Raw genomic sequence first — 25,101 nt, forward strand, 5'->3', positions numbered from 1 at the left:
CTGTGCCTGGCCTTTTGGTTTTTAGCGACGCATTGTCGTCAGTGTCCGCCGATATAAATGAACTTGAACAGGAAAACGCCGCCGATCAGCCACACCATCCAGTGCACCTGCCGGCCCTGGCCGGTGAACAGCTTCAGCACCGCGTAGGTGATGAAGCCGAAGGCCAGGCCGTTGGCGATCGAATAGGTGAAGGGCATGGCCAGCGCCGTGACCGCCGCCGGGATCACCTCGGTCGTCTCGTCCCAATCGAGTTCGGTCAGTTCCCTAAGCATCAAACAGGCCACGAAGAACAGGGCGGGCGCCGTGGCATAGGCCGGCACCGCGCCGGCCAGCGGCGAGATCACCAGGGCCGCCAGGAACAGCACCGCCACCGTGAGGGCCGTGAGGCCGGTGCGTCCGCCGGCCTGCACCCCGGCCGCGCTTTCCACATAGGCGGTGGTGCTCGAGGTGCCGAGCAGCGAGCCGGCGAAGATCGCGCCGCTGTCGGCCAGCAGCGCCTTGTTGAGCCGGTCCATCTTGGCCGGCACCAGCAGGCCGGCGCGGCGGGCCACGCCCATCAGGGTGCCGGTGGCGTCGAACAGCTCGACCAGGAAGAACACCAGGATCACGTTGAGGATGCCGCCCGAGAGCGCTGACTTGATGTCCAGCTGCAGAAAGGTCGGTGCGATCGAGGGCGGTGCCGCGAAGATGCCGTGGAAGGCGTTGCCGGCGAAGAAGAAGGACGCCACGGTGACCGCGATGATGCCGATCAGGATCGCGCCCGGCACCTTGAGCCGGTCGAGCACCACGATCAGGAAGAAGCCGATCGTCGCCAGCACCACCTGGGGCGTGTGCAGGTCGCCGAGCGTGATGTAGGTGGCCTTCGAAGGCGCCACGATGCCGGCGCTCTTGAGCGCGATGATCGCCAGGAACAGCCCGATGCCGACCGTGATCGCGATCCGGATCGAATGCGGGATGCCGCGGATGATCAGCTCGCGCAGCTTGAACACCGTGACCAGCAGGAACAGGCAGCCCGAGACGAACACCGCCCCCAGCGCCGCCTGCCAGGTGAAGCCCATCTGGCCGACCACCACGTAGGCGAAGTAGGCGTTCAGGCCCATGCCCGGCGCCAGCGCGATCGGGTAGTTGGCGTAGAGCGCCATGATGCCGGTGCCCAGGGCGGCGATCAGGCAGGTGGCGACGAACACCGCGTCCTTCGGCATGCCCGCGTCGCCGAGGATCGACGGGTTGACGAAGATGATGTACGCCATCGTCAGGAAGGTCGTGAGGCCCGCCACCAGTTCGGTGCGCACCGTGGTGCCGTGCTCGCTGAGCTTGAATATCCGCTCCGCCCAGCCGCCCGCGGCAGGGCGCGGCGAGGTGACGCGCTCATGGGGCTCGAGCGCTTGTTCTGTCCGGTTCATCGCTTTGTCTCCGTCTCTTTATGGGGTGTCCGTGGCGTTCCTGTCGGTGTCGCGACGCCGGCGCGAAATCTCGAATCGGCCTAGTCGGGCGCCGGCGCGGCGGGCGGCGGCCGCAGCGACGCCGCCACCGCCTTGGCACGCTCGCGCAGCCAGCGCGCCGAGCTCGACGAATGGGTGCGCTCGTGCCACAGCTGGTAGTACATGAGGCGCGGCAGCGGCACCGGGCAATCGAGGATCGCGACCGGCAGCCGGTCGACGAAGCGCTCGCAGTACTGGCGGCCGGTGGTCAGCACCAGCAGGCTCGAGGCCACCATGTCGGGGATCAGCCCGAAGTGGGCGCAGCGGGCCATGATGTTGCGCTGCCGGCCCATCTCGTCGAGCATCTGGTCGATGATCCCGCGCGCGCCCGGATGCAGCGGGGTCGGCGCGATGTGCTCGGCCGCGAGCCAGCTCTCGAGGTCCCAGCCGCGGCGCACCGCCGGATGGTCCCTGCTGACCAGCGAGACGATCTCGTCGCCGAAGAGGCGCGCCATGTGCAGGTCTTCCGGCGGCTTGAGCCAGTTGCCGATCACCAGGTCGACCTGGCCGAGCGACAGGTGCGAGTGGTAGTCCGAATCGGAGGACAGCGGGTGGATCTCGATGTGGCACAGCGGTGCCTGGCTCTTGATCTGCGCCACCAGCAGCGGCAGGAACTGCGGGTCCATGTAGTCGCTGGCCGCGATCCTGAAGGTGGTGGCCGCGGTCTGCGGGTCGAAGCCGCGGGCGTCGCTGAACAACACCTCGGCCGAGCGCAGGATGGCGGCCGCCGGATCGATCATGCGCAGCCCGGCATCGGTCGGCACCATGCCCGAGCCCGAGCGCACCAGCAGCGGGTCGCCCGACAGCTCCCGCAGCCGCTTGAGGGCGGCGGAAACGGCGGGCTGGTACATCCCCAATCGGATGGCGGCTCGCGAGACGCTGCGGTCGGTCAGCACGGTGTGTAGAACCCGGATTAGATGAAGATCGATCTTGTCGAGAAGCGCCTGGTCTCTCATGACTGCCCGCCGTGGTCTGGAATGTGCGGGCAGTTATACAGCGCAGCAATCACATGAAAAGGCCCTCAGGCGCCAGCCTGAACCGCGGTGATCGCGTTCAGGATCGCCTCGCTGGTGGCGGGCGCCCGCAGCGGCGGGTCGACCTTGTGATCGCCGGCCGCCGACACCGCATCGCGGATCGCGAAGAAGACCGAGAACGGCAGCAAGAGCGGCGGCTCGCCGACCGCCTTGCTGCGGTGGATCGAGTCCTCGAAGTTCTGGCCCTCGAACAGCCGCACGTTGAAGACCGGCGGACAGTCGTTGGCGGTCGGGATCTTGTAGGTGCTCGGGGCATGCGTGGTCAGCAGGCCGGTCTTGGGATGCCAGACCAGCTCTTCGGTCGTGAGCCAGCCCATGCCCTGGATGAAGGCGCCCTCGACCTGGCCGATGTCGACCGCCGGGTTCAGCGACTTGCCGGCATCGTGCAGGATGTCGGCACGCAGGAGCTTCCACTCGCCGGTCAGCGTGTCGACGACCACCTCGCTCACGGCGGCGCCGTAAGCGAAGTAGAAGAACGGCCGGCCGAACATCTTGTCCTTGTCCCAGCTGAGGCCCGGGGTGGCGTAGAAGCCGTCGGACCAGAGTTGCACCCGGTCGAGGTAGGCCTCGCCGACCACGGTGCCGAAGGGCAAGGTGCGGCCGTTGACCTCGACCTTGTCGTTGGCGAAGCGCACCTGCGACGCTTCGCCGCCATGGCGCGCCGCGGCGCAGGCGGCCAGCCGCTCGCGGATCTGGCGGGCGGCGTCCTGCGCCGCCTTGCCGTTCAGGTCGGCACCGGTCGATGCCGCCGTGGCCGAGGTGTTGGCCACCTTCTGGGTGTCGGTCGCCGTCACCCGCACGCTCTCGAAGCTGACGCCGAGCTCGTGCGCCACCACCTGCGCCACCTTGGTGTTGAGGCCCTGCCCCATCTCGGTACCGCCGTGGTTCACGAGGATCGAGCCGTCGGTGTAGACATGGACCAGCGCGCCGGCCTGGTTGAAGTGCTTGACGTTGAACGAAATGCCGAACTTGAGCGGCGCCAGCGCGATGCCGCGCTTGAGCACCGGGCTCTTGGCGTTGAAGGCCGCGATCTCCTCGCGCCGCGCGCGGTAGCTGCTGCTGGCCTCCAGTTCGGCCACCAGCTCGTGGATGATGTTGTCGCTGACCAGCTGGCCGTAGGGCGTGACGTTGTTCTCGCCCTTGCCGTAGAAGTTGACCCGCCGCACGTCGAGCGGATCGCGGCCCAGTTCGCGTGCCACGCTGTCCAGGATGTTCTCGATCGCGATCGCGCCCTGCGGCCCGCCGAAGCCGCGGAAGGCGGTGTTGCTCTGGGTGTTGGTCTTGCCCGAGTAGCCGTGCATGGCGACGTCGGGCAGCCAGTAGGCGTTGTCGAAGTGGCACAGCGCGCGGGTCATCACCGGCCCCGACAGGTCGGCCGAATGGCCGGCGCGCGAAACCATCGAGATCTCGGCGCCGAGGATGCGGCCCTCGTCGTCGTAGCCGACCTCGTACTCGTACCAGAAGCAGTGGCGCCGGCCGGTGATCATGAAGTCGTCGTCGCGGTCCAGCCGCAGCTTGACAGGCCGCTGCAGCTTGTTCGCCGCCACCGAGGCCACGCAGGCGAACAGGGCCGATTGCGATTCCTTGCCGCCGAAGCCGCCGCCCATGCGCCGGCACTCGACATGCACCTCGTTGGCCTGCAGGTGCAGCGCATGCGCCACCAGGTGCTGCATCTCGCTGGGATGCTGGGTCGAGCAGTAGACGTGCATCGCGCCGCCCTCCTTCGGGATCGCGTAGCTGATCTGCCCTTCGAGGTAGAACTGCTCCTGGCCGCCGACGTCGAGCTCGGCCTTCAGGCGGTGCGGTGCCTTGGCGATCGCGGCCCGCGCGCCGCCATCGTTCGTGCTGCGCACCAGGTGCATCGGCGGCACCACGTACTGCCCCCTGGCATGCGCATCCTGAGGCGTCAGCACCGGCGGCTCGGCCTCGATGTCGAGCGCCTCCCTGGCACGGGCCGCGGCGCGGCGGGCGGCGTCGCGGGTCTGGGCGACCACCGCGAACACCGGCTGGCCCAGGTAGCGGATGTCGCCGCTGCAGAGGATCGGATCGTCGTGAATGATCGAGCCGCAGTCGTTGCTGCCCGGGATGTCGGCCGCGGTGAGCACGGCGACCACGCCCGGCATCGCCCGGATGGCGTCGAGCTTCATGTCCTTGAGGCGCCCGTTGGCCACCGGCGACAGGCCCAGGGCGCAGTGCAGCGTGCCCGCGAGCTCGGGGATGTCGTCGATGTAGGTGGCTTCGCCGGCCACGTGCAGGGCGGCCGATTCGTGCGGCCGGCTGATGCCGACGCGGGCGCCGTCGTCATGCGCCCGGGCCTCGGCCTTGGCGTCGATGCGCGCGGCGGTGTTGGTCAGGTAGTCGGCGAAGGCCTCGGCGGACTGGAACAGGCTGGGATCGAGGGGTTTGTTCATCTCAGGCTCCTTCGACGCTCGCGCTCGTTTCGTGGGGCATCACGCTCCAGACGCTTGTGGCTTCCACCGGCAGCGGGTCCTGGGTGCGGGTTTCGAGCCACAGGCGCTGCAACAGGTTCTGCGCCACCTGCAGCCGGTAGTCGGCGCTGGCGCGCATGTCGGTCAGCGGCTTGAAATCCTGCGCCAGCGCCAGCTTGGCGGCGTTGACGCTGGCCTGGGTCCAGGGCTTGCCCGCCAGCGCGGCCTCGGCCTGGGCGGCGCGCTTGACGGTCGCGGCCATGCCGCCGAAGGCGAGGCGGATCTCTTTCACCACCTCGCCGTCGAGCGCGATCGAGAAGCCGGCGCACAGGGCCGAGATATCGCAGTCGAAGCGCTTGCTGATCTTGTAGGCCCGCACCTGGCGCGTGAGCGCGGCGAGCGGCACCGCGAGGCCCTGCACGAACTCGCCCGGCTCGAGCCTGTTCTTCATGTAGTCGACGTAGAAATCGGGCAGCGGCATGCGGCGCACGCGTTCGCCGCGGCGCAACTCGATCTCGGCATCGAGCGCCATCAGCACCGGCGGCGAATCGCCGATCGGCGAGCCGTTGGCGACGTTGCCGCCCATGGTGCCGGCGTTGCGGATCGGCGGCGAGGCGAAGCGCAGCCAGACATCGGTCAGGCTGGGCACGCGCCGGACCAGCGCGCGGAAGGCGTTCTCGAGCGAGGCGCCGGCGCCGATGTAGAGCGAATCGGCACGCTCCTCGACCACCTTCATCTCGGCGACGTCGCCGACCGAGATGATGTCGCCGAGATCGCGGAACTGCTTGTTGACCCACAGGCCGACATCGGTCGAGCCCGCGAGCAGCTGGGCGCCCGGCTTGGCCTCGCGCAGCGCGGCCAGTTCGGCCAGCGTGGTCGGGGCATGGAAATGGTCGATGCGCTGGCCCAGCGGCGCGGCGTAGTCGAAGGTGGCGTCGTGCCTGAGGCCGGCGAGCGCCTGCACGACGGGGGCGGTGTCCAGGCGCACGCCGGGCAGGTCGAACATGCGCTGGCCGGCATCGAGGATCGGCCGGTAGCCGGTGCAGCGGCAGAGGTTGCCCGAAAGGTCATCGGCCAGTTGCTGGCGGGTCGGCTGGGTGCCGCCTTCGCGGTGGTGTTCGTAGGTCGACCACAGCGACATCACGAAGCCGGGGGTGCAGAAGCCGCACTGCGAGCCATGGCAGTCGACCATCGCCTGCTGCACCGGGTGCAGGCGCTGCACCGGATGCTTCTCGTGGCGGGCCGGATCGTGCCCGTGGCCGCACTGCGCCTTCAGGTCCTCGACCGTGAACAGGGCCTTCCCATGCAAGGTCGGCAGGAACTGGATGCAGGCATTGACCGTCTGCAGGCGCAGGCCGCCGACGGCGCCGGTTTCGCCGGCCTCGGCCAGTTCGCCGATCACCACGGTGCATGCACCGCAATCGCCCTCGTTGCAGCCCTCTTTGGTGCCCGTGCAGCGGGCGTCCTCGCGCAGCCAGTCGAGCACGGAGCGGGTCGGGTGCACGCCGCTCACATCGACGATGCGGCCGCGATGGAAGAAGCGGATCGGTTGGGTGCTCGGGGTCATTCGCATCTCGTGGGGGGTGTCGGTCAATGTCGTGACGATCAAAAAACGGGCCAAGTCGAAGTTAGTGCTTTGCGGCGCCCGATGCATATATTCGAGGCCATAGCACCTATGCGGCGAGCGGTATGCGCGGCGCGGGAAAACCCTGAGGACGGGAGCTATTGTGGCCCTGCGCGTTGCCGGGTTCCAGGGCTGGCGCCGTTGTCGCCCCGGGAGATCGAAGCTACGCTACGCGGACACGCGCGCAGGAGACAACCATGACGGCCAGCTACGTGGAAATACAAGGCGCCCAGGCGGATATCGACCTCTGGGATCGGTTGATCACGGACCAGAACGCCCTCGTCGTGGTCCTGATGCAGAAGATGTCCGAGGTCGGAAGCACCGACGCGGCGTGGCTCGACGAGCGGATCACGCAGGCGGAGAGCATCGAGAATCGCCTGGTGGTCGGGCTCGATCGCGCCCAGCGTCGATTGCGGGGCCTGATCTAGAACCCCCGGCTGCGCGATTCAGGCCGCCTCGTCGTCGACGCCGAGGTAGACCCGGCGCAGCACCGCGTCCACCAGTTCGATGGGCGTGTCGTACTCGGGCATGGCGCGGATCAGTCCGTTCATGCGCCGGTCGATCAGCAGCATGGCCAGGCCGTGCACATAGCCCCAGTCGGCGGCCGCCTCCAGCGCCTCGGCGCCGACCAGGCGCGGCGGCGCCGTCTCGCCCGAGGCCTCGCCCACCTGCATGTCGGCCAGCACGCGCATCGCCCCCGCGGTCGCCTCCGCCAGCACCGGGTTGCGCATGTCGATGCGATCGTTGCTGAACATCAGCCGGAACAGCGCCGGGTGGTCGTAGGCGAAGTGGACGTAGGCATGCGCGATGTTGCGGCTGCGCCGGTAGCGGTCGCCGCCCCCTTCCAGCGCCCGGGACATCGCATCGCGCAGGCGGCGCATTCCGACCGCCGCCAACTGGCTCAGCAGGCCCGTGGTGTCGCCGAAGTGGTGCTTGGGCGCGGTATGCGAGACGCCGGCTTCGCGGGCGATGGCGCGCAGCGCCAGGCCCGCCAGGCCGTCGCGCACGAGCACGCTCTCGGCCGCGGCAAGCAAGGCTTCCGGCAGGGCCCCGTGGTGGTAGGGGCGCACGGGTTCGGGTGACTTCCGGCTCCGGGAAGCCTTGGCGGATGGAGCGGACTTGGCCGCCTTATTGGCCGCGGCGGGGGCCGGCGACTTCTGGGCAACGGGCATGAGGAAAATCTTACCACTGTAAAAATCGCTTGACGAGAAGGGCCGAGTCGGAGATATTTCCACTGGAAAGATAATCCATCGACCCGGAGCCATGATGAACCCAGCCCCTGAGTCCCTGCCTTCGGTGGCCAAGCCCACTGCGCGCAGCCCGATCGATTTCGAGACCGACCTCGGCCCCCTGCCCCTGCGCGGCGAGCTGCCCGACGGCCTGGTCGGCGCCCTGGTCCGCAACGGGCCCAACCCGGTGTTTCCCAACCCCGCCGAGCACTGGTTCGTGGGCGACGGCATGCTGCACGCCTTCTACCTGGCCGACGGTCAGGTGCACTACCGCAACCGCTGGATCCGCACCCAGCGCTACCTGGCCGAGCGGGCGGCCGGCAAGCCGCTGCAGAACTCGCTCGGACAGGGCGGGGCCAAGGACGACGGCGTCGCCAACACCAACGTCGTGGCCCACGCCAGTCGCCTGCTGGCGCTGGAAGAGGCCCACCTGCCGATGGAAATCGACCTGGCGACCCTGGGCACCCGCGGCCCGACCGACCTGCAAGGCGGACTGAGCGGCCCTTTCACCGCCCACCCCAAGACCGATCCGCAGACCGGCCAGATGCTCTTCTTCGGCTACGGAACGCCGGCGCCGCTGTCGGCCGGCATGCGCTTCGGCGTGATCGACGCCGACGGCAGGGTCGAGCGCCTGGAACAGTTCGAGGCGCCGTACGCCAGCATGGTCCACGACTTCGCGATCAGCGCACGCCACGTGATCTTCCCGGTCAGCCCCCTGACCGGGAGCATGGAACGCGCCCGTACCGGCCGGCCGCCCTTTGCCTGGGAGCCCGAATACGGCACCCGTGTCGGCCTGCTGCCGCGCGGCGGCCGCATCGAGGACATGGTGTGGTGGCGCGGTCCCGCCTGCTATGTGTTCCACGTGATGAACGCCTTCGAGGCCGATGGCTGCGTGCACGTGGACGTCATGCAGTTCGCCGCACCGCCGCTGTTTCCGCGCATCGACGGGACGCCTGCCGCCAACGACAAGGAGGCTGCACGCCTGGTGCGCTGGACCTTCGACCTGGCGGCTGCCGAAGGCAATCCCTCGCCTGAGTTCAGCCAGCGCCTGCTCGACCCGACGCCCGGCGAGTTCCCGCGCATCGACGAGCGCTACACCGGCCGGCCCTATCGCCACGGCTGGATCGCATCGCACGTCGGCGAGGGCACCGAGATGCATCTGTACTGCGCCCTCACGCACATCGACCTGGCGACCGCGACGCGCGAGAGCTGGTTCTTCGACCCCCAGGACCGCGTCTCCGAAGCCGTCTTCGTGCCGCGCTCCGCCGACGCGCCGGAGGGCGAGGGCTGGCTGCTCGCCGTGGCGTGGCGCGCAGCCGAAGATCGCAGCGACCTCGTCGTCTTCGACGCCCAGCATGTCGCCCGCGGCCCGGTCTGCGTCGCCGAGCTGCCGCACCGCGTGCCCGGGGGCTTCCATGGCGGCTGGTTCCCGGCCGGCTTCCCCGGCGCCACGCGCTGAACCCCCTATCTGGAGAACCTACATGGGCATGCTGCTCGCCTTCGCACCGTTCATTGCCTACGCCGTGCTGCAACGCACGCTCGGCGCCCTGCCGGCCTTGACCATCGCCGCCCTGATCTCGCTGGCCTTCACCGCACGCGACGCCTTCACGCCGGGCCGCCATGTGAAGGCGCTCGAGATCGGCTCCGCCGTGCTGTTCGGCGGCCTGGCGCTCTTCACCTGGCTCACCAAGGCCGACTGGCCGATCCTGCAGGTGCGTCTCTGGGTCGATGCCGGCCTGATGCTGCTGGTGATCCTCACGCTGGTCATCCGCGAGCCCTTCACCCTGCCCTACGCCCGCGAGCAGGTGCCGCAGGAGCACTGGAACAGCCCGCAGTTCCTGCACGTGAACAATGTCATCACCGCGGGATGGGCCGTGGCCTTCGCGGTGCTGGTGCTGGCCGACCTCCTGATGCTGTACCTGCCGGACGTCCCCCTCTGGGTCGGCGTGGCGGTCACCCTGGCCGCGCTGGGCGGCGCCATCCAGTTCACCAAGTGGTACCCGGAACGCGTCCGCAATCGCGCGGCCCGCCCGCTCTGAGTATCCTGCGTGTGCGTCCGGCGCCTTTCCGGCGCGGTTCACGCCATGCGTCAGGAGTGCTCGCCATGTCCATGCGACGACTTTTTTCCGCCTTCATGGCGGCCCTTGCAACGGCCTGCTTCGCATGGGCACCGCCGGCCGCCGCGCAGTCGGGCGCCGCGGCCCTGCGTGCGTCCTACGAGAAGCTCGCGCCGAGCTTGGCCAGCAGCCCGTTCGGGCGGCCGATGGTCCTGACTTCCGCCGAAACGCAGCAAAGCCTCAAGGGCGAGGTGTACGGCGTGCTGGACCGCCCGCTGGCCAAGGTCAGCGCCGCGCTGGACAAGCCGGAGAGCTGGTGCGAGATGATGATGCTCCACCTCAACAACCGTGCCTGCCGCATCGACGCGGGCCAGAAGACCCTGACCCTGAGCGTGGTGCGGAAATATGACATCCCCGTCGAAGAGGCCTTCGAGTTGAGCTTTCGCGGCCGCCTCGTCAGCGCCACGCCCGACTACTTCGAAGCCCGGTTGAACTCCGGCAAAGGGCCGTTCGGCACGAGCAACTATCGGATTGCGCTGGAAGGCATCCCGTTGGAGAACGGCAAGTCGTTCATCCACTTCAGCTACGCCTACGACCAGAGTTCGGCGACCCGGGTGGCGTCCAAGGGCTACCTGGCCACTTTCGGGCGCGGCAAGGTGGGCTTCACGGCCGTCGGCAAGGAGCCCTCCGGCGAACCCCGGCTGGTGGGAGGCATGCTGGGCCTGGTGGAGCGCAACGCGATGCGCTACTTCCTGGCGGTGGACGCCTACACGGAGGCGCCGGACGCCTTCGACAAGCGGCTGGTGCTCTGGTACTCGGGGACCGAAAAGTACCCGCGGCAGCTGAACGATCTCAGCCAGGCCGAGTACCTGAAGCTCAAGCAGTCGGACCGGCAGCGCCAGGGCACGCAACGGCCCTGAAGCCGAAGCCCCCTGCAAACCCGGCGGCCTCCGATACGCGCCCGTCACCCAGGCGCACATCGCGCTGGCAATCGGCCTGCGGCATCCGCACAATGCCGTCGAAGGACCGACGCGAACACGCATGGAATTCGTATGCCAGCAGAACCCACTTCCTCAGCCCCGCCGCCGGCATCGTCCAGCGACCTGGCGCGGCTGAACACCGACCTGGCCATCGAGCGCACCCTGATGGCCGCCGATCGATCCCTGATGGCATGGGTGAGGACCGCGCTGTCGATGATCAGCTTCGGCTTCACCATCTACAAGGTGCTCGAAGCCATGCAGCAGCAGGCCGGAATGCCGGCGCCCACCGAGTCGCCGCGCAACATGGGTCTGTTCCTGACCGCCCTGGGCACCCTGGCCATGGTGATGGGCACCATCGAGTACTGGGTGCGGCTCAAGTCCTTGCGGCGGGACATGCGCCTTCACCTGATGCAGCCCTCGCTCATCATGGCGCTGATCATGTCCATCACCGGCCTGGGCATCTTCGCGGGAATCATCCTCAGGCTGCTTTGAGCGCGCCCGATGCCACGCGTGGCGCCGGGCGGCCCGGGTCCGTGGCCTCGCCGGCTACCTCGCCCCTGCCATGTCCGGCGTGCCGCCCTGCTTGGCCGGCGCCCTGTTGGGATTGCGGTCCTCGCGCGCCGTGGCGCGCGCCTGCCCTGCCGCCGCCGCCCTGCCGGTGCCGATGGCGTCGCTCTGGGCCGATGTCGCCTGATCGCCACCCGGCTTCTTGACCTTGCCCTGGGGCCGCGCATCGACCCTGCTCTGTGCCCGCTGCTGCGGCTTGCTGTCGGTGATCACCTGTTCCTGCGATGAGGTGCCCGCCGGGTTCTGCGCGTAGGCGCCGGCGGCGAAGAGTCCTGCCATCATCACTGCGACTAGTTTTCTCATTGCGATGCCCTCGATGTGTGTTGAAGCGCCGGCCCTTTCGAAGCGTTCACGGTCGGCGAGGCCATTGTGGAACTCCGCCGGATCAAAATCCAGACCGGCTTCCACGGGCAAACACGTACGTGGCAACTGCCAGCTCACTTCGGATCGGGGTGCACGCGACGCACCGCGGCACGCAGTTCGCGCACGCTGACCGGCCGCGCCAGGAAGTCCGTCGACTCCAGGCGCGCGATGTCCACGGCCGTGCGAAAGGCGCTGTGCGGACCCAGCACGATCACCGGCAGTGCCACGCCCCGGCGCCTCAGTTCGCGCACCAGCCGCAGCGTCGCCGCCTCGTCGACATCGGCGGAGGCAATGAGGCAATGGCTCGCGTCAGCGGGCGGCCGGGCGAGAAAGGCCTCGCCGTCGTCCACGAAGACGAGCGCATCGGCGACTCGTCCCAGCGCCGATTCGATCCATGCGCGCTCATCCTCGCTGAATCCGACGACGTGGACGGTGGTGGACATGGCTTCGGCGTCTCCCGAGGCAGTAAGGGGCCGGATGGCCCTCCATGGTGCTGCCATTCGGGCGGCGCGACCATCCCGGCGGCCACGCAGCACCACGTACGTGGATGCGCCGCTAGCGACGGAAGCCGACGAAGGCGGGCCCGCCCCAGCCGCCCCAGCCGCCCCAGTCCATGGCGTTCATCTCGTTCATCTGGGCCGCCTCCAGATTGTTGTTGCTGAGCTGCTTGGCCACGCGCAGCCGCTGGTAGTCCTGGAACTGGGGCAGGCCGCCGACATAGGCGAGGTTGTTCATCGAATCGGGCAGCACGTAGTAGGTCGTGCCCTGGTAGTTGACGGGCGAGACCTTGTCCTTCGGAAGCTTGGCCAGCAAGGCCTGCTGGTCCGGCTTCGACGGCGTGATGACCTTGAAGCCGGCGGCGATGGCCAGGTTGTCGTTGCTCAGCGCGCTGTCGGTCGCGCAGCCGGCGACCACTGCGAACGAGGCTGCAGCGGCCAGGCATTTCAATGCATCGAATCGTTGGTTCATGGTCGTTCATCCAATGAAGATTTGTTGACGGGAAGCGATGTTGAACTGCGCGCCCGCCCGGGTGTATCCGGGCGGCCACCGGCATCACGTACGTGGCGCAGACGACTCGCCTACTTGCCCCCCAGTTCGATCTGGGGGTTTTCGCCGGTGTCGTAGCGCACCACCACGCCGGTGGGATTGAAATAGACATAGAACAGGCGCGGCATGTAGTTGTCGATGTACTGCCAGCTCCACACGGCGCCATCGAAGGAGCTCACGCGAGTGACCTGATACGGCTTGCCATAGGCGCGCAGCACATCGGCCTCGGTCCACTTGTTCAGCTGGATCGGGTTGTCGTAGAGCGGATAGGTCAGCATCGAGCGCACCGCGACCACCCGGCCGGCGGCGTCGAGATCGACGTTGTCGACCTGGTAGCCCGCAGGCTCGCGCGAGTATTGCAAGCGCTCGCCGCCGCCCGGCAGCGCATAGGTGGCGGTCGGCTTGCCCAGTTGCTGCAGGGCCTGGGTGCGCGTCGAGCCGATGGGCAGGCGCGCGGGATCGGAAGCGCAGCCGGCCAATGCGCAAAGGACCGTCGCCGCAACCCATAGCGTCCAAGCCGCATGCATGATGGCCTCCTGCGGGAACCTGAATTCGAGCGGGCGTCCCGGCCCGACCGATCAGCGAATCGTCGGCCCGTCCGCCCACGACGGTCAATCCCGGCGGCTACTCAATCCACGTACGTGGACGGACACGCAGCGCCCGCCGTGCGCAGCGGCGACGCCGTCCCGGCTATCGATCGCCCTTGACGCCGGGGCTCGCGTAGTAGGCCGCGAGGGCGCTGATCTCCTGCCCAGTCAACTGGCGCGCCACGCTGCGCATCTGGGCGCTGATGTCGTTGTGCCGGCGGCCCGAGGCGAGCGCCTGCAGTTGCACTTCGAGATAGGCCCGCTGCTGGCCTCGCAGGCCGGGCGCTCCGGGCGTGAATGCGAGCGGTCCATGGCAGGCCGCACACGCCGCGATGCCGCGCAGGGGATCGCCGACCTCCACCAGCCGACGCGCCACCGCATCGGCCGATGTGCCGGCCCCGCCGCCAGCGCCCGCGAAGGGATCGGGCAGCGAGGCGTAGTGCGCCGCCAGATCGCGCACGTCCTGCGGCGACAGGCCCGAGACGTACCCACCCATCACGGCGGCATCGCGCCTGCCGCTTCGGAAATCCTCCAGCTGCTTGTAGATGGCCGCCTGGCTCTGCCCGGCAAGGTTCGGAAAGATGGCGTCGGTGCCGACGCCGTTGGCGCCATGGCAGTTGTTGCATGTGGCGGCTGCGAGCACGGCGCCCCGGGCCGCCTTGCCCTCGGACAGAAGCTGCCGCGTGGCCGCGGTCCAGGCCACGTTCGAGGCCGACACCCCGGCTTCGACGGCCGCCTGCGGATGGCGGACCGGAAGGCCGATGGCGCTGCAGATCACATCCCAGAGTGCCGGCCCGCCCGCGCCCTCCGCCTGCCTGGCCGGCAGCCAGACGAAGCCCGCCGCGACCGCCGCGACCAGCAGTGCAGCGGTCGTACCGATCCACACCGCGAAGCGGTGGTCACGGGCCGCAGGCGTGCGGCTGCGGCTCATCGCGCCTCGACCGGATAGGTCGCCACGCCGCTGCGCTGCAGTGTCAGGATCTGCGCGATCGGGAAGCCGTAGTTCACCACGGTCAACGCCGCCACCAGCGCGATCCAGACGCCGAAGCCGTTCAGCGATGCCGGCAGCCGCGAGGGCGGGCGCAGCGCCAGCGAGAAGCGCAGCGGAGGCTGCACACTGACCGGCCCGCGATGCGAGCCGAGCAGGCCGAGCACCAGCAACAGGGTCGAGAACACCAGGATCGCCCCGCCGACCGCCGAGATGCTGACCCAGAGCGCCTGCGGCGCCAGCGCCGGATCGCTGAAGTCGTAGTAGGCCATGCGGCGGGGCTGGCCCATCATGCCGACCACGTGCCAGGGTAGCGTCACGACCAGCATGCCGATGAACCAGCTCCACAGCTGCCAGTGCATGAGCTTCGGCGCGATCGCCCGCCCGGTCATCCGCGGCCACAGCTCGTAGGCGATCGCGAAGTACATCATCACGACCGAGCCGCCGTAGATCAGGTGGAAATGCGCCGTCACGAACTGCGTGTTGTGCACCGTGGCATTGAGCGCATAGCTCATGTTGATGAGCCCTCCCGCCCCGCCCAGGCCCAGCATGAGCAGCGACAGCCCCGAGGCCAGGACCAGGGGCCGCTCCCAGGGCAGTGCCGCGACCCAGCCGAAGATGCCGCGCCCGCCCCGCAGGCGCCCGGCGATCTCGAGCGAGGCGCAGATGGTGAAGATCGTGAGCAAGGTCGGCACCGCCACCATCCCGGTGAAGACCGCGTGCAGGAACTTGAAGCCGGCGCCGACCTGCGGGTCGGCAAACAGGTGATGCATGCCGATCGGCATCGAGAAGACCAGCAGTTGCAGAAAGGCGATGCGGCCCATCTTGTCGCTGTACAGCCGCCCTCCGGCGGACTGCGGCAGGAGCACGTAGAACGCGATGTAGGCGGGCATCAGCCAGAAGTAGACGATGGCATGCAGGGTCCACGAGAACAGCATCCGCGCCAGCCCCGCGTCGATCGAATCGGTCAAGCCGAAGGCGTTGGGCAGGATCAGGAAGGCGATCTCCAAGCCCACGCCCAGCGAGGTCCAGGACCACAGCAGCGCACCCGCCGTGGTGGCGAACATCGCGAGCGGAACCGGCCTCCCCGGGTGGTCGCGCTTCCAGCGCCTGAAGTGCCACACCATCAGGCCGACCCAGATCCACGAGCCCGCGACCGCCAGCAGGATGCCGCCGTAGTACCAGGGGCTTGCGAGCAGCGGCGGGTAGAAGGTGTAGAGCACCGTGGCCCTGCCCGCGGCGACCGTCGCGAGTGCGATCAGTGCGCCCGCGCACACCATGGCCAGCGAGGTCCATGCGAGCCGCATGCCGTGCATCGGCCGGCCCAGCGAAACCGCGCAGACCGCATAGCCGAAGCCCATCACGATCAGGGTCGGGAACACGTAGGCCAGCGTGGTGCCATGTGCGGTGACGGCCGCGTAGTACCGCTCCGGGTCGACCCATCGGTGCAGCGGGCTGCGCACCAGCATCTGCCACGCACCCAGTGGCACCGCGAAGGCGAGGGCCGTGAACGCCACCCAGAAGTGGGCCAGCACGAGGCGGCTACTGCCCTGCACAGGATGCCCTCGGCTGCTGGCCATGGAGGCGATCGAACTCGGCCCGCTCCAGCACCTTGACGCGGGCCCACATCCCCTCGTGGCCCACGCTGCAATACTCGTGGCAGGGCATCAGGTGATCGGCCGCCGCGTCGAAGCGCGTGCGGACCTCGGCCACATAGCCGGGTATCACCATGGTGTTGACGTTGGTTCCCGTGACCAGAAAGCCGTGGACGACGTCCGGGCTCGTGACCCGGATCTTCACGGGCGTCCCGGCGGGCAGCACGATGCACGAGGGCACGAACGAATACTGCTGCGCGATCAGCCGCACGACAGCCGTCCGGTCGGGCCGGATCTCGGTGCCTAGGTTGCTCTCGACGAACTCGCCCGACAGGTGCAGCCGGCTCGCGTCGATGGTCTCGACGCTGGCCGGCGACATCGCGGTCCAGTGCAGGCCCGAATAGACCATGACCGCGAGCACCACGGCGATCACGCCCGCCACCACCCAGGACCATCGACGCTCGAACCGGTCGACGACCCGCGCAGCCGCCAGCTCGACCGACTCAGCCAAGGGACCCTCGCGGAGCGAAGACGAAGAAGAAGAACGCGATCCACAGCGCCAGCAGGACGAACACGGCCAGGCCGGCCACCGCCAGCGCACCGCGCGGTCCCGCGCAAGCGATCTCCATCAGCTCTTGCGGACTGCCGTGGAAGGCGACGTTCTCCGCGTGCGTCGCGGCTGACACATGCCCCATGTCCGGCGGGTCGCGATTCGGGGCGGCGTCCATGGCTGCTACTTCGCCGGGGTGGCGGCCAGTGCGGCCAGCACCGTGGCCGGCCTGAACGGCACCGAGCGCAGGTGCGCGCCGGTGGCATCCAGCACCGCATTGGCGATCGCCGAGGGCACGGCCGAGGTGGTGGGCTCGCCGGCGCCCCAGGGCGCTTCGCCCGGGCGATCGATCAGGTCGATGGCGACCTCCGGCACGTCCGTGAAGGTCAGGATCGGGTAGCTGGCCCAGTCCAGGCTGGTGACCGCGCTGCGATCGAAGGCGAGCCGCTCCACCAGGGTGCGGCTCACGGTCTGGACGACGTTGCCTTCGAGCTGATTGCGCAAGCCGTCCGGGTTGATGATCTGGCCGCAGTCGTGCACGACGAACACGCGCTCGACCTGGATCCGCCCGCTGCGCCGGTCGACCGCCACGTCCGCGACCAGTCCGACGTAGGTGCGAACGAGCTCGTACTTCGCGTAGCTGACGCCACGGCCGCGCGCCAGCGGGCCGGTGTCGCGCGCGCGTGCGCCACGGGGCTGCCAGCCGGCGAAGCGGCGCAGGCGCTCGAGCAGTTCCAGGCCGCGCTTGTCGCTCAGGTGGCGCACGCGGTACTCGAACGGATCGGTACCGGTCGCGGCCGCGATGTCGTCGATGAAGCTCTCGTTGCCGAAGGTGTTCTGCATGCGCCCGGGCGCGCGGATCCAGGCGGCCGGAAGCGGCGTGTCGTGCAGCCAGTGCGCCGCAAGCTGGCTCGAGGGAAGGTCGTAGGGAATGCCCAGGCCGGGGTTGTGGGTGCCGGGGCTGTCCGGGCCGGCCTTCGGCAGGCCCGCGAGCACGGCGCCCAGCAGGGTGACGCCCGAGCGCTTCATCGGCCGCTCGGGCAGGAAGATGTCGGCCTCCCAGGCGGCGATCCGTCCCTGGGGGTCGATCCGCGCGCGGTAGTCCAGCAAGGTCGGCGGCCCCTTCGGGTCCCAGCCGTGCTCGTCGTGCCGCATCCATTGCAGCCGCACCGGACGCCCGGCCTGCATCGCGATCAGCGCCGCCTCCGAGGAGCAGTCGTCCGCTCCGTTGCGCCCATAGCAGCCCGCGCCCTCGACGTAGATGCAGCGCACGCGCTCCTCGGGCAGGCGCAGCATGGTGGCCAGTTGCCCGCGCAGCATGTGGCTCGCCTGCGAGGGGGTCCAGACCGTGAGCCTGCCGTCCTTGAAATCGGCGACCGCGCACGACGGACCGATCGAGCCATGGGTATTCAGCGGGAAGTCGTAGCTCGCGCGCAACTGCCGGCCGGCACCGGCCACCGGCGTCGACGGCCCGCCCGTGCGTTGCAGCACCTCGTCGCGATCGACCTTCGCGCCGCGCATGTAGGCCACGAGGCGAGCCTCGTCGGGCAGGCCCTCCGCGGCGCCCCACTTCGCCACCAGCGCGCGCGATGCACGGATGGCGGCCCATTCGTCGCTCGCCAGCACGGCGAGGAAGTCGCCCTGGCGCACGGCGCGCAAATAGCCCGGGATGTCGCGGCAGAGCGTGTCGTCCCATGACTCGAGCCTGGCGCCGAAGGCCGCCGGATGCACGACGCGCGCATGCACCATGTCCGGCACCCGCACGTCGTGCACGAACTCGAAGCTGCCGAAGATCTTGGCCGGAATATCGAGGCGTCGGACCGGCTTGCCGACGATCCGGTAGTCCTTAGGATCCTTGGTGCGCACCGCCGGATCGAGCTTCATCGTCAGGCTGCGGCCCTGCAGCAGCGCCGCGTACGTGACGCCCGGGCCGCCCGCCCGCGGCGCCACGGTGCCCGCCTGCACCGCCAGCTGGTCCCTGGCCACGCCCAGGCGGGCGGCAGCCTGGTCCAGCAGGGCCTCGCGCGCCGTCGCCGCCGCCCGGCGGATCTGCATGCCGCCGGCCTGGATCGACAGGCTCGAGTCCGTCGGATGCTGGTCGGGCGTGAGCAGCGTGTCGCCCTGGATCGTGGCGACACGCTCCAGCGGCACATCGAGTTCCTCGGCGACGATCTGGGTGAGCGCCGTGAGCACGCCGGTGCCGAGCTCCACCTTGCCGCTGTACAGCGTGACGCTTCCCTGGCTGTCGATCGCGAGGAAGCCGCCGACCTCTGCCGGATCGACGCTCCTGGCCGCAGCGGGCCTGCCCGCCGCTTGCGCGAACGCGATCTCCGGCGGCGGCCCGAGGGCGAAGCCCACCACGAGCGCACCGCTGCCTTGCAGGATGGCGCGACGGGAGAGCTGGGGGTGGCGGGACATCGCAGCCCTCAGGCCATCTGCTGCGCGGCCCGCATCACGGCGCGCAGGATGCGCACATGGGTGCCGCACTTGCACAGGTTGGCCGCCAGCGCCTGTCTCACCTGGGCTTCGGTCGGACGCTTGTTGCTCGCCAGGAAGGCGGCCGCCTGCATGATCATCCCGTTGATGCAATAGCCGCATTGCGCGGCCTGTTCCGCGATGAAGGCCTGCTGCAGCGGATGCGGCTTCGCGGCCGTGCCGAGCCCTTCCAGCGTCACGATCCGGGCCCCCGCCACGGCCGAGACCGGCATCACGCAGCTGCGCAGCGCCTCGCCGTCGTAGTGCACGGTGCAGGCGCCGCACTGCGCCAGCCCGCAGCCGAAGTGCAGGCCGTGCAGGCCCAGCTGGTTGCGCAGCGCATAGAGCAGCGGCATCGCCGGATCCTCGGTCCGAAGCTCCGTGGCCTCGCCATTGACGGTCAGCTTGATGGTCGTGGTGGTCAAGGTCCGCTCCCGAAGGCCAGGTCCGGCCCGTCATCGCCCCCGGGAGGCTGCCCCGGGGGCGCTGCCACGCTCAATGAGCCGCGGAACTCGACTCCTGGAGCTTGCGCAGCACTTCGTCCAGGTTGAAGGCGGCGGGCTTCTGACGCGGCGGGAACTTCACGAAAGCATCGATCTGCTGCGACACCGTCCCCTGCATCGCATAGACGATGTAGGCATGCGAGATCACCCAGTCCCAGTAGGTGTTGGAGTTCTCGTCGGCCCGCTCGAAGGGATCGCGCCGCAGGTTGAACATCTTGGGCGCCCGGTACTTGACGAAAGGCTCGAACCAGCACTGCAGCGTCTTGGCGCGCTGCTCCATCAGCACGACCTTCCAGTCGTGCATGCGGATCGCCATGATCTCGCCGTCGTCGCTGATGTAGAAGAAGGTCTCCCTCGGGCTGGCCTGCGTCTCGCCGCTCAGGTAGGGCAGCATGTTGTAGCCGTCGATGTGCACCTTGAAGCTCTTCTCGCCGACCTTGCTGCCGTTCAGGAGCTTCTCCTTGACGTCCGTCTCACCGACCGCGGCGAGCAGCGTCGGCAGCCAGTCCTGGTGCGAGACGATGCCGTTGACCACGGTGCCGGCCTTGAACTTGCCGGGCCAGCGCACGAAGCAGGGCACGCGCCAGCCGCCTTCCCAGTTGGTGTTCTTCTCGGCCCGGAAGGGCGTGATGCCGGCGTCGGGCCAGCTGTTGTAGTGCGGGCCGTTGTCGGTCGAGTACATCACGATCGTGTTGTCGGCGATGCCGAGCTGGTCGAGCTTGTCGAGCATCTGGCCGATGTGCTCGTCGTGCGCCACCATCACGTCGTTGTAGTCGCCCTGCCCGCTCTTGCCCTTGTGCTTGTCGGCGCAATGGGTGCGGAAATGCATGGCGGTCGTGTTGTACCAGAGGAAGAAGGGCTTCTGGTCGGCGTGGCACTTGTCGATGAACTGCAGCGCCGCCTCCGTCGTCTCGTCGTCGATCGTCTCCATCCGCTTCTTCGTCAGCGGGCCCGTGTTCTCGATGGTCTGCCCGCCCTTGCCGTCCGACTTGCAGCGCAGCACGCCGCGCGGTCCGAAGCGCTGCCTGAAGGCGGGGTCCTTCGGATAGTCGGGGTCCTCGGGTTCCTCTTCGGCATTGAGGTGGTACAGGTTGCCGAAGAACTCGTCGAAGCCATGCACCGTGGGCAGGTACTCGTCCTTGTCGCCCAGATGGTTCTTGCCGAACTGTCCGGTCGCATAGCCGTGCGGCTTCAGGAGCTCGGCGATGGTCGGGTCTTCGGCATGCAGCCCGACCGAGGCGCCGGGCATCCCGACCTTGGTCAGGCCGGTGCGGATCGGGTTCTGGCCCGTGATGAACGCCGCCCGGCCGGCGGTGCAGCTTTGCTGGGCGTAGTAGTCGGTGAAGGCGACGCCCTCGTTCGCGACCCGATCGATGTTCGGCGTCCGATAGCCCATCTGTCCACGGCTGTTGTAGCTGATGTTCCACCAACCGACATCGTCGCCCCAGAGAATCAGGATGTTCGGCTTGCTCGTCATGGTAGTTCCTCGCACGGTGAGTGATCGGCGATGGCCCGCCGCTGCCGCGTACGGTGAAACGCGGGCACCGTGCGCCGGGGGATGCTATGACCGCCCGGCCTGCCTGCCTATCCCGGTGACCACGCACGAGCACGTACGTGGCGTGGCGTCACTTGCGGAACTTCCAGCGCAGCACGTGGTTGATCAGGCTTCGAACCACCAGATAGGGCAGCACCGCCAGCACGGCGGCCACCATGATGGCCTCGCCCGGGTACACCCAGCGTTGCACGATGAACTGGTAGGCCGCATCGATCACGATCGCCAGCAGGAACACCTTGCCCACGTGCCGCCAAGCCTCCTTCAGCAGGGTCGTGCGCTGGGTCGAATCGGTCGCCAGGGCCCAGAAGTAGAGCGGACGCCCCTCGCGCGCGTCCTGCCGGCCGGCCCGGAAGGCGAAGAAGGCCGCCATCAGCGGCTGGACGACGAAGCGGAACGACAGCGGCGCGTGCCTGCCGCTCGTGATGTCGGTCCAGGTCCGGACGAAGGCGTCGACGATGAGGTCCATGACCCGGACATTCTCGAAGCCGCCGCGACCGGCGGCAATCCCGGCGGCTACGCAGCGCCACGTACGTGGCGCCGCCCTGCGCGCTCAGCGGGAGCGCGTCACGCTCGCAAAGGTGCCCGGCGGCGGCAGTCGCCTATCCCGAAAGCCGGATTGACGGCCACCCCGCGATGTGGCGATGATGGCCGCCGCGATTCCTGACGCCGACGAATAAGGAGAGTCCCGCCGCGATGGACCCGTGGCAGCGGTGGGACGGAGGAATGTTCAACCACGCAACGAACGCGGTGCATGACCTTGCGGGATAGCCCCTGGGCACTGCCGACGCCGGTTCACAGCTCTCGCTGCGCGAGGCGGGGGCGAGGTCGTGCCAACTGCCGACCGTCACCGCCATGACCGCCCTGGCCCTGTCATCTTCCGCGCGGCCGGCGCCCCGCAACCTGCAGGACCTGCTGCGCTTCGAGCGCCTGCTGTCCGACCTGTCGGCCACTTTCATCGCCGTGCCGGTTCACGACATCGACCGCGCCATCGCGCAAAGCCTCGAACGCATCGTGAAAGCCCTGGACATCGATCGCTCGACCTTGACGCGCGTCACGCTGACCGGCAGCGCCGAGGTCACGCACTCCTATGCGGTCCAGGGTGTCGCGCCCGCGCAGCGGTTCCTCCCCGCGCGCGACTCTCATCCGTGGGCGCTTTCGATGGCGATCGCGAACCGGCCGGTCGCGTTCTCGCGCCTCGACGACCTGCCGCCGGAAGCCGGCGTCGACAAGGAGAGCTGGCGCCGCAGCGGCCTGAAGTCGCAGGTCATGATGCCGATCATGGTGGCGGGACATCTTCACGGCGCCCTCATCTTCGGCACCGTCCGATTCGAGCGCGAATGGCCCGACGAACTCCTCGGCCGGATGCGGCTGCTGGCGGAAATCTTCGGCAGCGCCCTGGCCCGCAAGCGCGCCCAGGAGGAACTCGAGCTGGCGATCGGCTTCGAGCGGCTGGCCAGCGGCATCCTGGCTTCGCTGGTGATGTCCAAGCCCCACGAGCAGAGCGAAGCCATCTTGCGCGGGTTGCGCGAGATCGGCGAATTCGTGGGCGCCGAGCGGGTCGCCCTCTGGCAGGGGATCGGCAGCGGCGCGCGCTACGACCCCGGCCAGCATTGGCATGCCGAAGGCTTCGCGGCGCCACCGGGCACGCGCGGAACCGGCTACCTGCCCTGGCTCAGCGGCCGCGTGGCCGCCGGCCATGTGGTCAGGCTGGCCACGCTCGACGAGCTTCCTTCCGCAGCGCGCCTGGACCGCGACACGCTGAAGGCACTGGGCATCCGCTCCTTGCTCGTGGTGCCGGTCGCGGGAGAAGCGGCCAGCGCGCTCTCGATCGCGACGGTGCAGCGTGAACACGCCTGGCCCGACTCCCTGCTGCCCGGCGTCCAGCTGCTCGCCGAGGTGTTCGGCAGCCTGCACGCGCGCGAGTCTGCCGAGCGCCGCCGGCTCGCCGCGGAAGTCGAGGCGGCGCACTGGCGCGAGCGCCTGGCGCATCTGGTGCGGGTCCATACGGCCGGGGAGATGTCGGTCGCGCTGGCCCACGAGATCACGCAGCCGCTCGGCGCGATCGAGAACTACGCGATCGCCGCGCGGCACCGCGCCACCGAGGCATCGCCCGACATGCCAAGGGTCGCCGAACTGCTGGACAAGGTGATCGGCCAGTCCACGCGCGCCGGCGACGTGGTGACGCGCATGCGCAGCATGGCGCAGCGGCACGAGCTCGACCCGAAGCCGATCCGCATCGAGCACGCGGTGCGCGAATGCGTCGGCATGGTGAAGATGGACTGCGACCTGCGCGACATCCGCATCGAGCTGCCGGCCGCAAGCCCGCTGCCCGAGGTGGTCGTCGACGAGATCCATGTGCAGCAGGTGGTGCTGAACCTGCTGCGCAATGCGATGGAGGCGATCGAACTCGCGCCGCCGGGCGGTGCGAGGGAGATCGCGATCGCGATCCGGGCCGGCGAGCGCGACGAGGTGCGGGTCGAGGTTGCCGACCGCGGCGTCGGCATCGCCGAGGGCGACCTGGAGCGGGTCTTCGAGTCCTTCTACTCGACCAAGTCGAGCGGCCTCGGCGTGGGCCTTGCGATCTGCCGCAAGCTGATCGAGGCCCATGGCGGCAAGCTCTGGGCTTCGCACAATCCCGGCGGCGGCGCCCGGTTCAGCTTCACGCTGCCACGGCTCCAATAGGGGCACGCCAATGACCGAACCCACGGTATTCATCATCGACGACGACGAGGCCTATCGCGACTCGGTGCGCGAACTGGTGAACTCGATCGGCCTCGCCACCGAGGTCCACAGCTCGGCGCTGGAGTTTCTCGACCGCTTCGATCCGTCGCGGCCGGGCTGCCTGGTGCTCGACGTGCGCATGGCCCGCATGAGCGGCCTCGCACTGCAGGAGCGCCTGTCCGCGATGGGCGCGCGCATCCCGATCGTCTTCATCAGCGGCCATGGCGACATCACGATGGCGGTCAAGGCGGTGAAGGACGGCGCCGTCGACTTCGTGCAGAAGCCCTACCGCGAGCAACAGCTGCTGGACGCCATCGACGAGGCCCTGCGGCGCGACGCCGGCATCCGGGCGGCACCGGCGGCCGAGGCGAACCAGGGCCTGGCCAAGCGGGTCGCGGCCCTGACCGATCGCGAACGCGAGGTGATGTCGCTGGCGCTCAAGGGCTTGCCGAGCAAGGTCATCGCCAAGGAACTCGCGATCAGCCACCGCACCGTCGAGCAGCATCGCAGCCGGCTGCTCGAGAAGCTGAACGTCAACTCGATCACCGAGCTGCTGCGATTGAACATCCAGCTTCCGTCCGAATAGGCCGCCGCGCGCAGGCAGCCGGCTAGGACTTCCTGACGATCGACGTGGCGATGGCCTGCGTGATGGTCATCTTCATCTGGTCGCCGACCTTGACGCCGTTGAGCATGGCCGGGTCCTTCAGCTTCACCTCGGTGAAGTGACCGAAGGGACCCCGGACCATCACCGTGCCCTTGGCCTGGTCGATGGCCCAGATGTTCGACACCATCGTGGTCTGCTTCATCGCAGCGCCGCCGGGCAGCTGACCGACCTGGGCGCGGTCGACGGCCGCCGTCGACGATGCCATGCGGATGCCGTTGCCGGTCTGGAAGTCCAGCGCCACCGACTGGATGTAGGTGGCATCGACCATGTCGCCGACCTTGACCTGGGCCAGGTTCTTGACCCGCGCATCGACCATGACCGCGAATTCGTTGCCCTCCGGCCCCTTGAGCGTCACGATGCGGTTCTTCGGATCGATCGCTGTCACCAGCGCGGAGATCGAGACTTCCTTCAGCAGGTCGCGGACATCCAGCACCTTGGGAGTGCTCGAAGGCGTGCTCGGCTGCGCCAGGGCCGGCGCGCCGAAGGCCAGCGCCGAAGCCAGCGCGAGAACTGTGTACTGGGCTGCTTTCATTTCAGGTTTTCCTTTCACGTCCGGGTAGTCGGGGCGCTCGCCGCACCACAGGCCTGATCGCAGTGATCGCTCGCACTCCGCCCTGCGGATTTTCATGATTGCGATGCCGGGCGCCATCCG

25 protein-coding genes are annotated in these 25,101 nt (G+C 68.8%); 7 read left to right on the forward strand and 18 right to left on the reverse strand.

What is annotated here, in order from left to right; genetic code table 11:
- Positions 1–38: 38 nt before the first annotated feature.
- The 4 genes from QTI45_RS27555 to xdhA all read right to left on the reverse strand — a co-directional run bounded on the left by QTI45_RS27555 (position 39) and on the right by xdhA (position 6,517).
- Positions 39–1,403 carry an NCS2 family permease gene (locus tag QTI45_RS27555; RefSeq protein WP_286371543.1) on the reverse strand — a complete coding sequence of 455 codons (1,365 nt, stop codon included), beginning with the start codon at positions 1,401–1,403 and terminating at the stop codon, positions 39–41.
- Between the two features lie 80 nt (positions 1,404–1,483).
- Positions 1,484–2,437, reverse strand: a complete 954-nt coding sequence (locus tag QTI45_RS27560) for a LysR family transcriptional regulator (RefSeq protein WP_286656594.1) — start codon at positions 2,435–2,437, stop codon at positions 1,484–1,486.
- 65 nt (positions 2,438–2,502) lie between these two features.
- Positions 2,503–4,926: a xanthine dehydrogenase molybdopterin binding subunit gene (gene xdhB, locus QTI45_RS27565; RefSeq protein WP_286656595.1), complete on the reverse strand. Its 2,424-nt coding sequence runs from the start codon at positions 4,924–4,926 to the stop codon at positions 2,503–2,505.
- Position 4,927: 1 nt separating this feature from the next.
- On the reverse strand, positions 4,928–6,517 hold the full coding sequence (gene xdhA, locus QTI45_RS27570; protein ID WP_286656700.1) for a xanthine dehydrogenase small subunit: 1,590 nt from the start codon (positions 6,515–6,517) through the stop codon (positions 4,928–4,930).
- Positions 6,518–6,765: 248 nt separating this feature from the next.
- Between xdhA and QTI45_RS27575 the strand changes: the two genes are divergently transcribed.
- Positions 6,766–6,996, forward strand: a complete 231-nt coding sequence (locus QTI45_RS27575) for a hypothetical protein (RefSeq protein ID WP_286371546.1) — start codon at positions 6,766–6,768, stop codon at positions 6,994–6,996.
- 18 nt (positions 6,997–7,014) lie between these two features.
- Here QTI45_RS27575 and QTI45_RS27580 read toward each other — a convergent pair whose 3' ends face one another.
- A complete protein-coding gene (locus QTI45_RS27580; RefSeq protein WP_286656596.1) occupies positions 7,015–7,740 on the reverse strand; it encodes a TetR/AcrR family transcriptional regulator in 726 nt (241 codons plus the stop codon).
- Positions 7,741–7,834: 94 nt separating this feature from the next.
- On the opposite strand from QTI45_RS27580, the gene QTI45_RS27585 reads away from it, so the two are divergent.
- The 4 genes from QTI45_RS27585 (at position 7,835) to QTI45_RS27600 (ending at position 11,326) form a co-directional block, all read left to right on the forward strand.
- Positions 7,835–9,256, forward strand: a complete 1,422-nt coding sequence (locus QTI45_RS27585; protein ID WP_286656597.1) for a carotenoid oxygenase family protein — start codon at positions 7,835–7,837, stop codon at positions 9,254–9,256.
- A gap of 22 nt (positions 9,257–9,278) precedes the next feature.
- On the forward strand, positions 9,279–9,836 hold the full coding sequence (locus tag QTI45_RS27590) for a DUF3159 domain-containing protein (protein ID WP_286656598.1): 558 nt from the start codon (positions 9,279–9,281) through the stop codon (positions 9,834–9,836).
- Positions 9,837–9,901: 65 nt separating this feature from the next.
- Positions 9,902–10,774, forward strand: coding sequence for a hypothetical protein (locus tag QTI45_RS27595; RefSeq protein ID WP_286656599.1), 873 nt, complete (start codon positions 9,902–9,904; stop codon positions 10,772–10,774).
- 132 nt (positions 10,775–10,906) lie between these two features.
- Positions 10,907–11,326: a YidH family protein gene (locus tag QTI45_RS27600; protein WP_286656600.1), complete on the forward strand. Its 420-nt coding sequence runs from the start codon at positions 10,907–10,909 to the stop codon at positions 11,324–11,326.
- 54 nt (positions 11,327–11,380) lie between these two features.
- On the opposite strand, the gene QTI45_RS27605 is transcribed toward QTI45_RS27600, so the two are convergent.
- From QTI45_RS27605 to QTI45_RS27660, 12 genes are all read right to left on the reverse strand, one after another.
- Positions 11,381–11,809: a cell envelope biogenesis protein TolA gene (locus tag QTI45_RS27605; protein ID WP_286656601.1), complete on the reverse strand. Its 429-nt coding sequence runs from the start codon at positions 11,807–11,809 to the stop codon at positions 11,381–11,383.
- Positions 11,810–11,838: 29 nt separating this feature from the next.
- The gene (locus QTI45_RS27610; protein WP_286371553.1) at positions 11,839–12,207 is read right to left on the reverse strand and encodes a response regulator transcription factor; all 369 of its coding nucleotides are present in this window, start codon (positions 12,205–12,207) and stop codon (positions 11,839–11,841) included.
- A gap of 112 nt (positions 12,208–12,319) precedes the next feature.
- Positions 12,320–12,733, reverse strand: a complete 414-nt coding sequence (locus tag QTI45_RS27615) for a hypothetical protein (RefSeq protein ID WP_286656602.1) — start codon at positions 12,731–12,733, stop codon at positions 12,320–12,322.
- A 110-nt stretch (positions 12,734–12,843) separates the two neighbouring features.
- Entirely contained in the window at positions 12,844–13,338 is a 495-nt protein-coding gene (locus QTI45_RS27620; RefSeq protein ID WP_286656603.1) for a hypothetical protein, read from the reverse strand.
- Positions 13,339–13,501: 163 nt separating this feature from the next.
- Positions 13,502–14,329 (reverse strand): c-type cytochrome, encoded by an 828-nt coding sequence (locus QTI45_RS27625; RefSeq protein ID WP_286656604.1) that lies wholly within the window; start codon positions 14,327–14,329, stop codon positions 13,502–13,504.
- Positions 14,326–15,966 carry a cbb3-type cytochrome c oxidase subunit I gene (locus QTI45_RS27630; RefSeq protein WP_444813317.1) on the reverse strand — a complete coding sequence of 547 codons (1,641 nt, stop codon included), beginning with the start codon at positions 15,964–15,966 and terminating at the stop codon, positions 14,326–14,328. The genes QTI45_RS27625 and QTI45_RS27630 overlap by 4 nt, the downstream gene beginning before the upstream one ends.
- The gene (locus QTI45_RS27635; protein ID WP_286656605.1) at positions 15,929–16,492 is read right to left on the reverse strand and encodes a cupredoxin domain-containing protein; all 564 of its coding nucleotides are present in this window, start codon (positions 16,490–16,492) and stop codon (positions 15,929–15,931) included. The genes QTI45_RS27630 and QTI45_RS27635 overlap by 38 nt, the downstream gene beginning before the upstream one ends.
- A complete protein-coding gene (locus QTI45_RS27640) occupies positions 16,485–16,709 on the reverse strand; it encodes a hypothetical protein (RefSeq protein WP_286656606.1) in 225 nt (74 codons plus the stop codon). Before QTI45_RS27640 ends, QTI45_RS27635 begins: the two co-directional genes overlap by 8 nt.
- A 5-nt stretch (positions 16,710–16,714) precedes the next feature.
- On the reverse strand, positions 16,715–18,949 hold the full coding sequence (locus tag QTI45_RS27645) for a xanthine dehydrogenase family protein molybdopterin-binding subunit (protein WP_286656607.1): 2,235 nt from the start codon (positions 18,947–18,949) through the stop codon (positions 16,715–16,717).
- Positions 18,950–18,957: 8 nt separating this feature from the next.
- Positions 18,958–19,431, reverse strand: a complete 474-nt coding sequence (locus QTI45_RS27650; protein ID WP_444813318.1) for a (2Fe-2S)-binding protein — start codon at positions 19,429–19,431, stop codon at positions 18,958–18,960.
- A gap of 70 nt (positions 19,432–19,501) precedes the next feature.
- On the reverse strand, positions 19,502–20,986 hold the full coding sequence (locus QTI45_RS27655; protein WP_286371556.1) for an arylsulfatase: 1,485 nt from the start codon (positions 20,984–20,986) through the stop codon (positions 19,502–19,504).
- A 148-nt stretch (positions 20,987–21,134) separates the two neighbouring features.
- Positions 21,135–21,530: a hypothetical protein gene (locus tag QTI45_RS27660; protein WP_286656608.1), complete on the reverse strand. Its 396-nt coding sequence runs from the start codon at positions 21,528–21,530 to the stop codon at positions 21,135–21,137.
- A gap of 386 nt (positions 21,531–21,916) precedes the next feature.
- Between QTI45_RS27660 and QTI45_RS27665 the strand changes: the two genes are divergently transcribed.
- Together QTI45_RS27665 and QTI45_RS27670 are read left to right on the forward strand one after the other, a co-directional pair.
- Positions 21,917–23,746 carry an ATP-binding protein gene (locus QTI45_RS27665; RefSeq protein WP_286656609.1) on the forward strand — a complete coding sequence of 610 codons (1,830 nt, stop codon included), beginning with the start codon at positions 21,917–21,919 and terminating at the stop codon, positions 23,744–23,746.
- 10 nt (positions 23,747–23,756) lie between these two features.
- Positions 23,757–24,371, forward strand: a complete 615-nt coding sequence (locus tag QTI45_RS27670) for a response regulator transcription factor (RefSeq protein WP_286371559.1) — start codon at positions 23,757–23,759, stop codon at positions 24,369–24,371.
- Between the two features lie 22 nt (positions 24,372–24,393).
- On the opposite strand, the gene QTI45_RS27675 is transcribed toward QTI45_RS27670, so the two are convergent.
- Positions 24,394–24,981, reverse strand: coding sequence for a hypothetical protein (locus tag QTI45_RS27675; RefSeq protein ID WP_286656610.1), 588 nt, complete (start codon positions 24,979–24,981; stop codon positions 24,394–24,396).
- Positions 24,982–25,101 lie beyond the last annotated feature (120 nt).

The sequence above is a fragment of the Variovorax saccharolyticus genome, from assembly GCF_030316765.1.
Taxonomy (GTDB): Bacteria; Pseudomonadota; Gammaproteobacteria; order Burkholderiales; family Burkholderiaceae_C; genus Variovorax; species Variovorax saccharolyticus.

Excerpts from the sequence above, each read along its gene's own strand:
- xdhA (WP_286656700.1), bottom strand. The coding sequence starts at position 6,517 with ATGCGAATGACCCCGAGCACCCAACCGATCCGCTTCTTCCATCGCGGC.
- QTI45_RS27665 (WP_286656609.1), top strand. The coding sequence starts at position 21,917 with ATGACCGCCCTGGCCCTGTCATCTTCCGCGCGGCCGGCGCCCCGCAAC.
- QTI45_RS27620 (WP_286656603.1), bottom strand. The coding sequence starts at position 13,338 with ATGCATGCGGCTTGGACGCTATGGGTTGCGGCGACGGTCCTTTGCGCA.
- QTI45_RS27610 (WP_286371553.1), bottom strand. The coding sequence starts at position 12,207 with ATGTCCACCACCGTCCACGTCGTCGGATTCAGCGAGGATGAGCGCGCA.
- QTI45_RS27675 (WP_286656610.1), bottom strand. The coding sequence starts at position 24,981 with ATGAAAGCAGCCCAGTACACAGTTCTCGCGCTGGCTTCGGCGCTGGCC.
- QTI45_RS27575 (WP_286371546.1), top strand. The coding sequence starts at position 6,766 with ATGACGGCCAGCTACGTGGAAATACAAGGCGCCCAGGCGGATATCGAC.
- QTI45_RS27580 (WP_286656596.1), bottom strand. The coding sequence starts at position 7,740 with ATGCCCGTTGCCCAGAAGTCGCCGGCCCCCGCCGCGGCCAATAAGGCG.
- QTI45_RS27640 (WP_286656606.1), bottom strand. The coding sequence starts at position 16,709 with ATGGACGCCGCCCCGAATCGCGACCCGCCGGACATGGGGCATGTGTCA.
- QTI45_RS27615 (WP_286656602.1), bottom strand. The coding sequence starts at position 12,733 with ATGAACCAACGATTCGATGCATTGAAATGCCTGGCCGCTGCAGCCTCG.
- QTI45_RS27595 (WP_286656599.1), top strand. The coding sequence starts at position 9,902 with ATGTCCATGCGACGACTTTTTTCCGCCTTCATGGCGGCCCTTGCAACG.
- QTI45_RS27655 (WP_286371556.1), bottom strand. The coding sequence starts at position 20,986 with ATGACGAGCAAGCCGAACATCCTGATTCTCTGGGGCGACGATGTCGGT.
- QTI45_RS27625 (WP_286656604.1), bottom strand. The coding sequence starts at position 14,329 with ATGAGCCGCAGCCGCACGCCTGCGGCCCGTGACCACCGCTTCGCGGTG.
- QTI45_RS27660 (WP_286656608.1), bottom strand. The coding sequence starts at position 21,530 with ATGGACCTCATCGTCGACGCCTTCGTCCGGACCTGGACCGACATCACG.
- QTI45_RS27600 (WP_286656600.1), top strand. The coding sequence starts at position 10,907 with ATGCCAGCAGAACCCACTTCCTCAGCCCCGCCGCCGGCATCGTCCAGC.
- QTI45_RS27590 (WP_286656598.1), top strand. The coding sequence starts at position 9,279 with ATGGGCATGCTGCTCGCCTTCGCACCGTTCATTGCCTACGCCGTGCTG.
- QTI45_RS27645 (WP_286656607.1), bottom strand. The coding sequence starts at position 18,949 with ATGTCCCGCCACCCCCAGCTCTCCCGTCGCGCCATCCTGCAAGGCAGC.
- QTI45_RS27560 (WP_286656594.1), bottom strand. The coding sequence starts at position 2,437 with ATGAGAGACCAGGCGCTTCTCGACAAGATCGATCTTCATCTAATCCGG.
- QTI45_RS27670 (WP_286371559.1), top strand. The coding sequence starts at position 23,757 with ATGACCGAACCCACGGTATTCATCATCGACGACGACGAGGCCTATCGC.
- QTI45_RS27555 (WP_286371543.1), bottom strand. The coding sequence starts at position 1,403 with ATGAACCGGACAGAACAAGCGCTCGAGCCCCATGAGCGCGTCACCTCG.
- QTI45_RS27585 (WP_286656597.1), top strand. The coding sequence starts at position 7,835 with ATGAACCCAGCCCCTGAGTCCCTGCCTTCGGTGGCCAAGCCCACTGCG.
- xdhB (WP_286656595.1), bottom strand. The coding sequence starts at position 4,926 with ATGAACAAACCCCTCGATCCCAGCCTGTTCCAGTCCGCCGAGGCCTTC.
- QTI45_RS27630 (WP_444813317.1), bottom strand. The coding sequence starts at position 15,966 with ATGGCCAGCAGCCGAGGGCATCCTGTGCAGGGCAGTAGCCGCCTCGTG.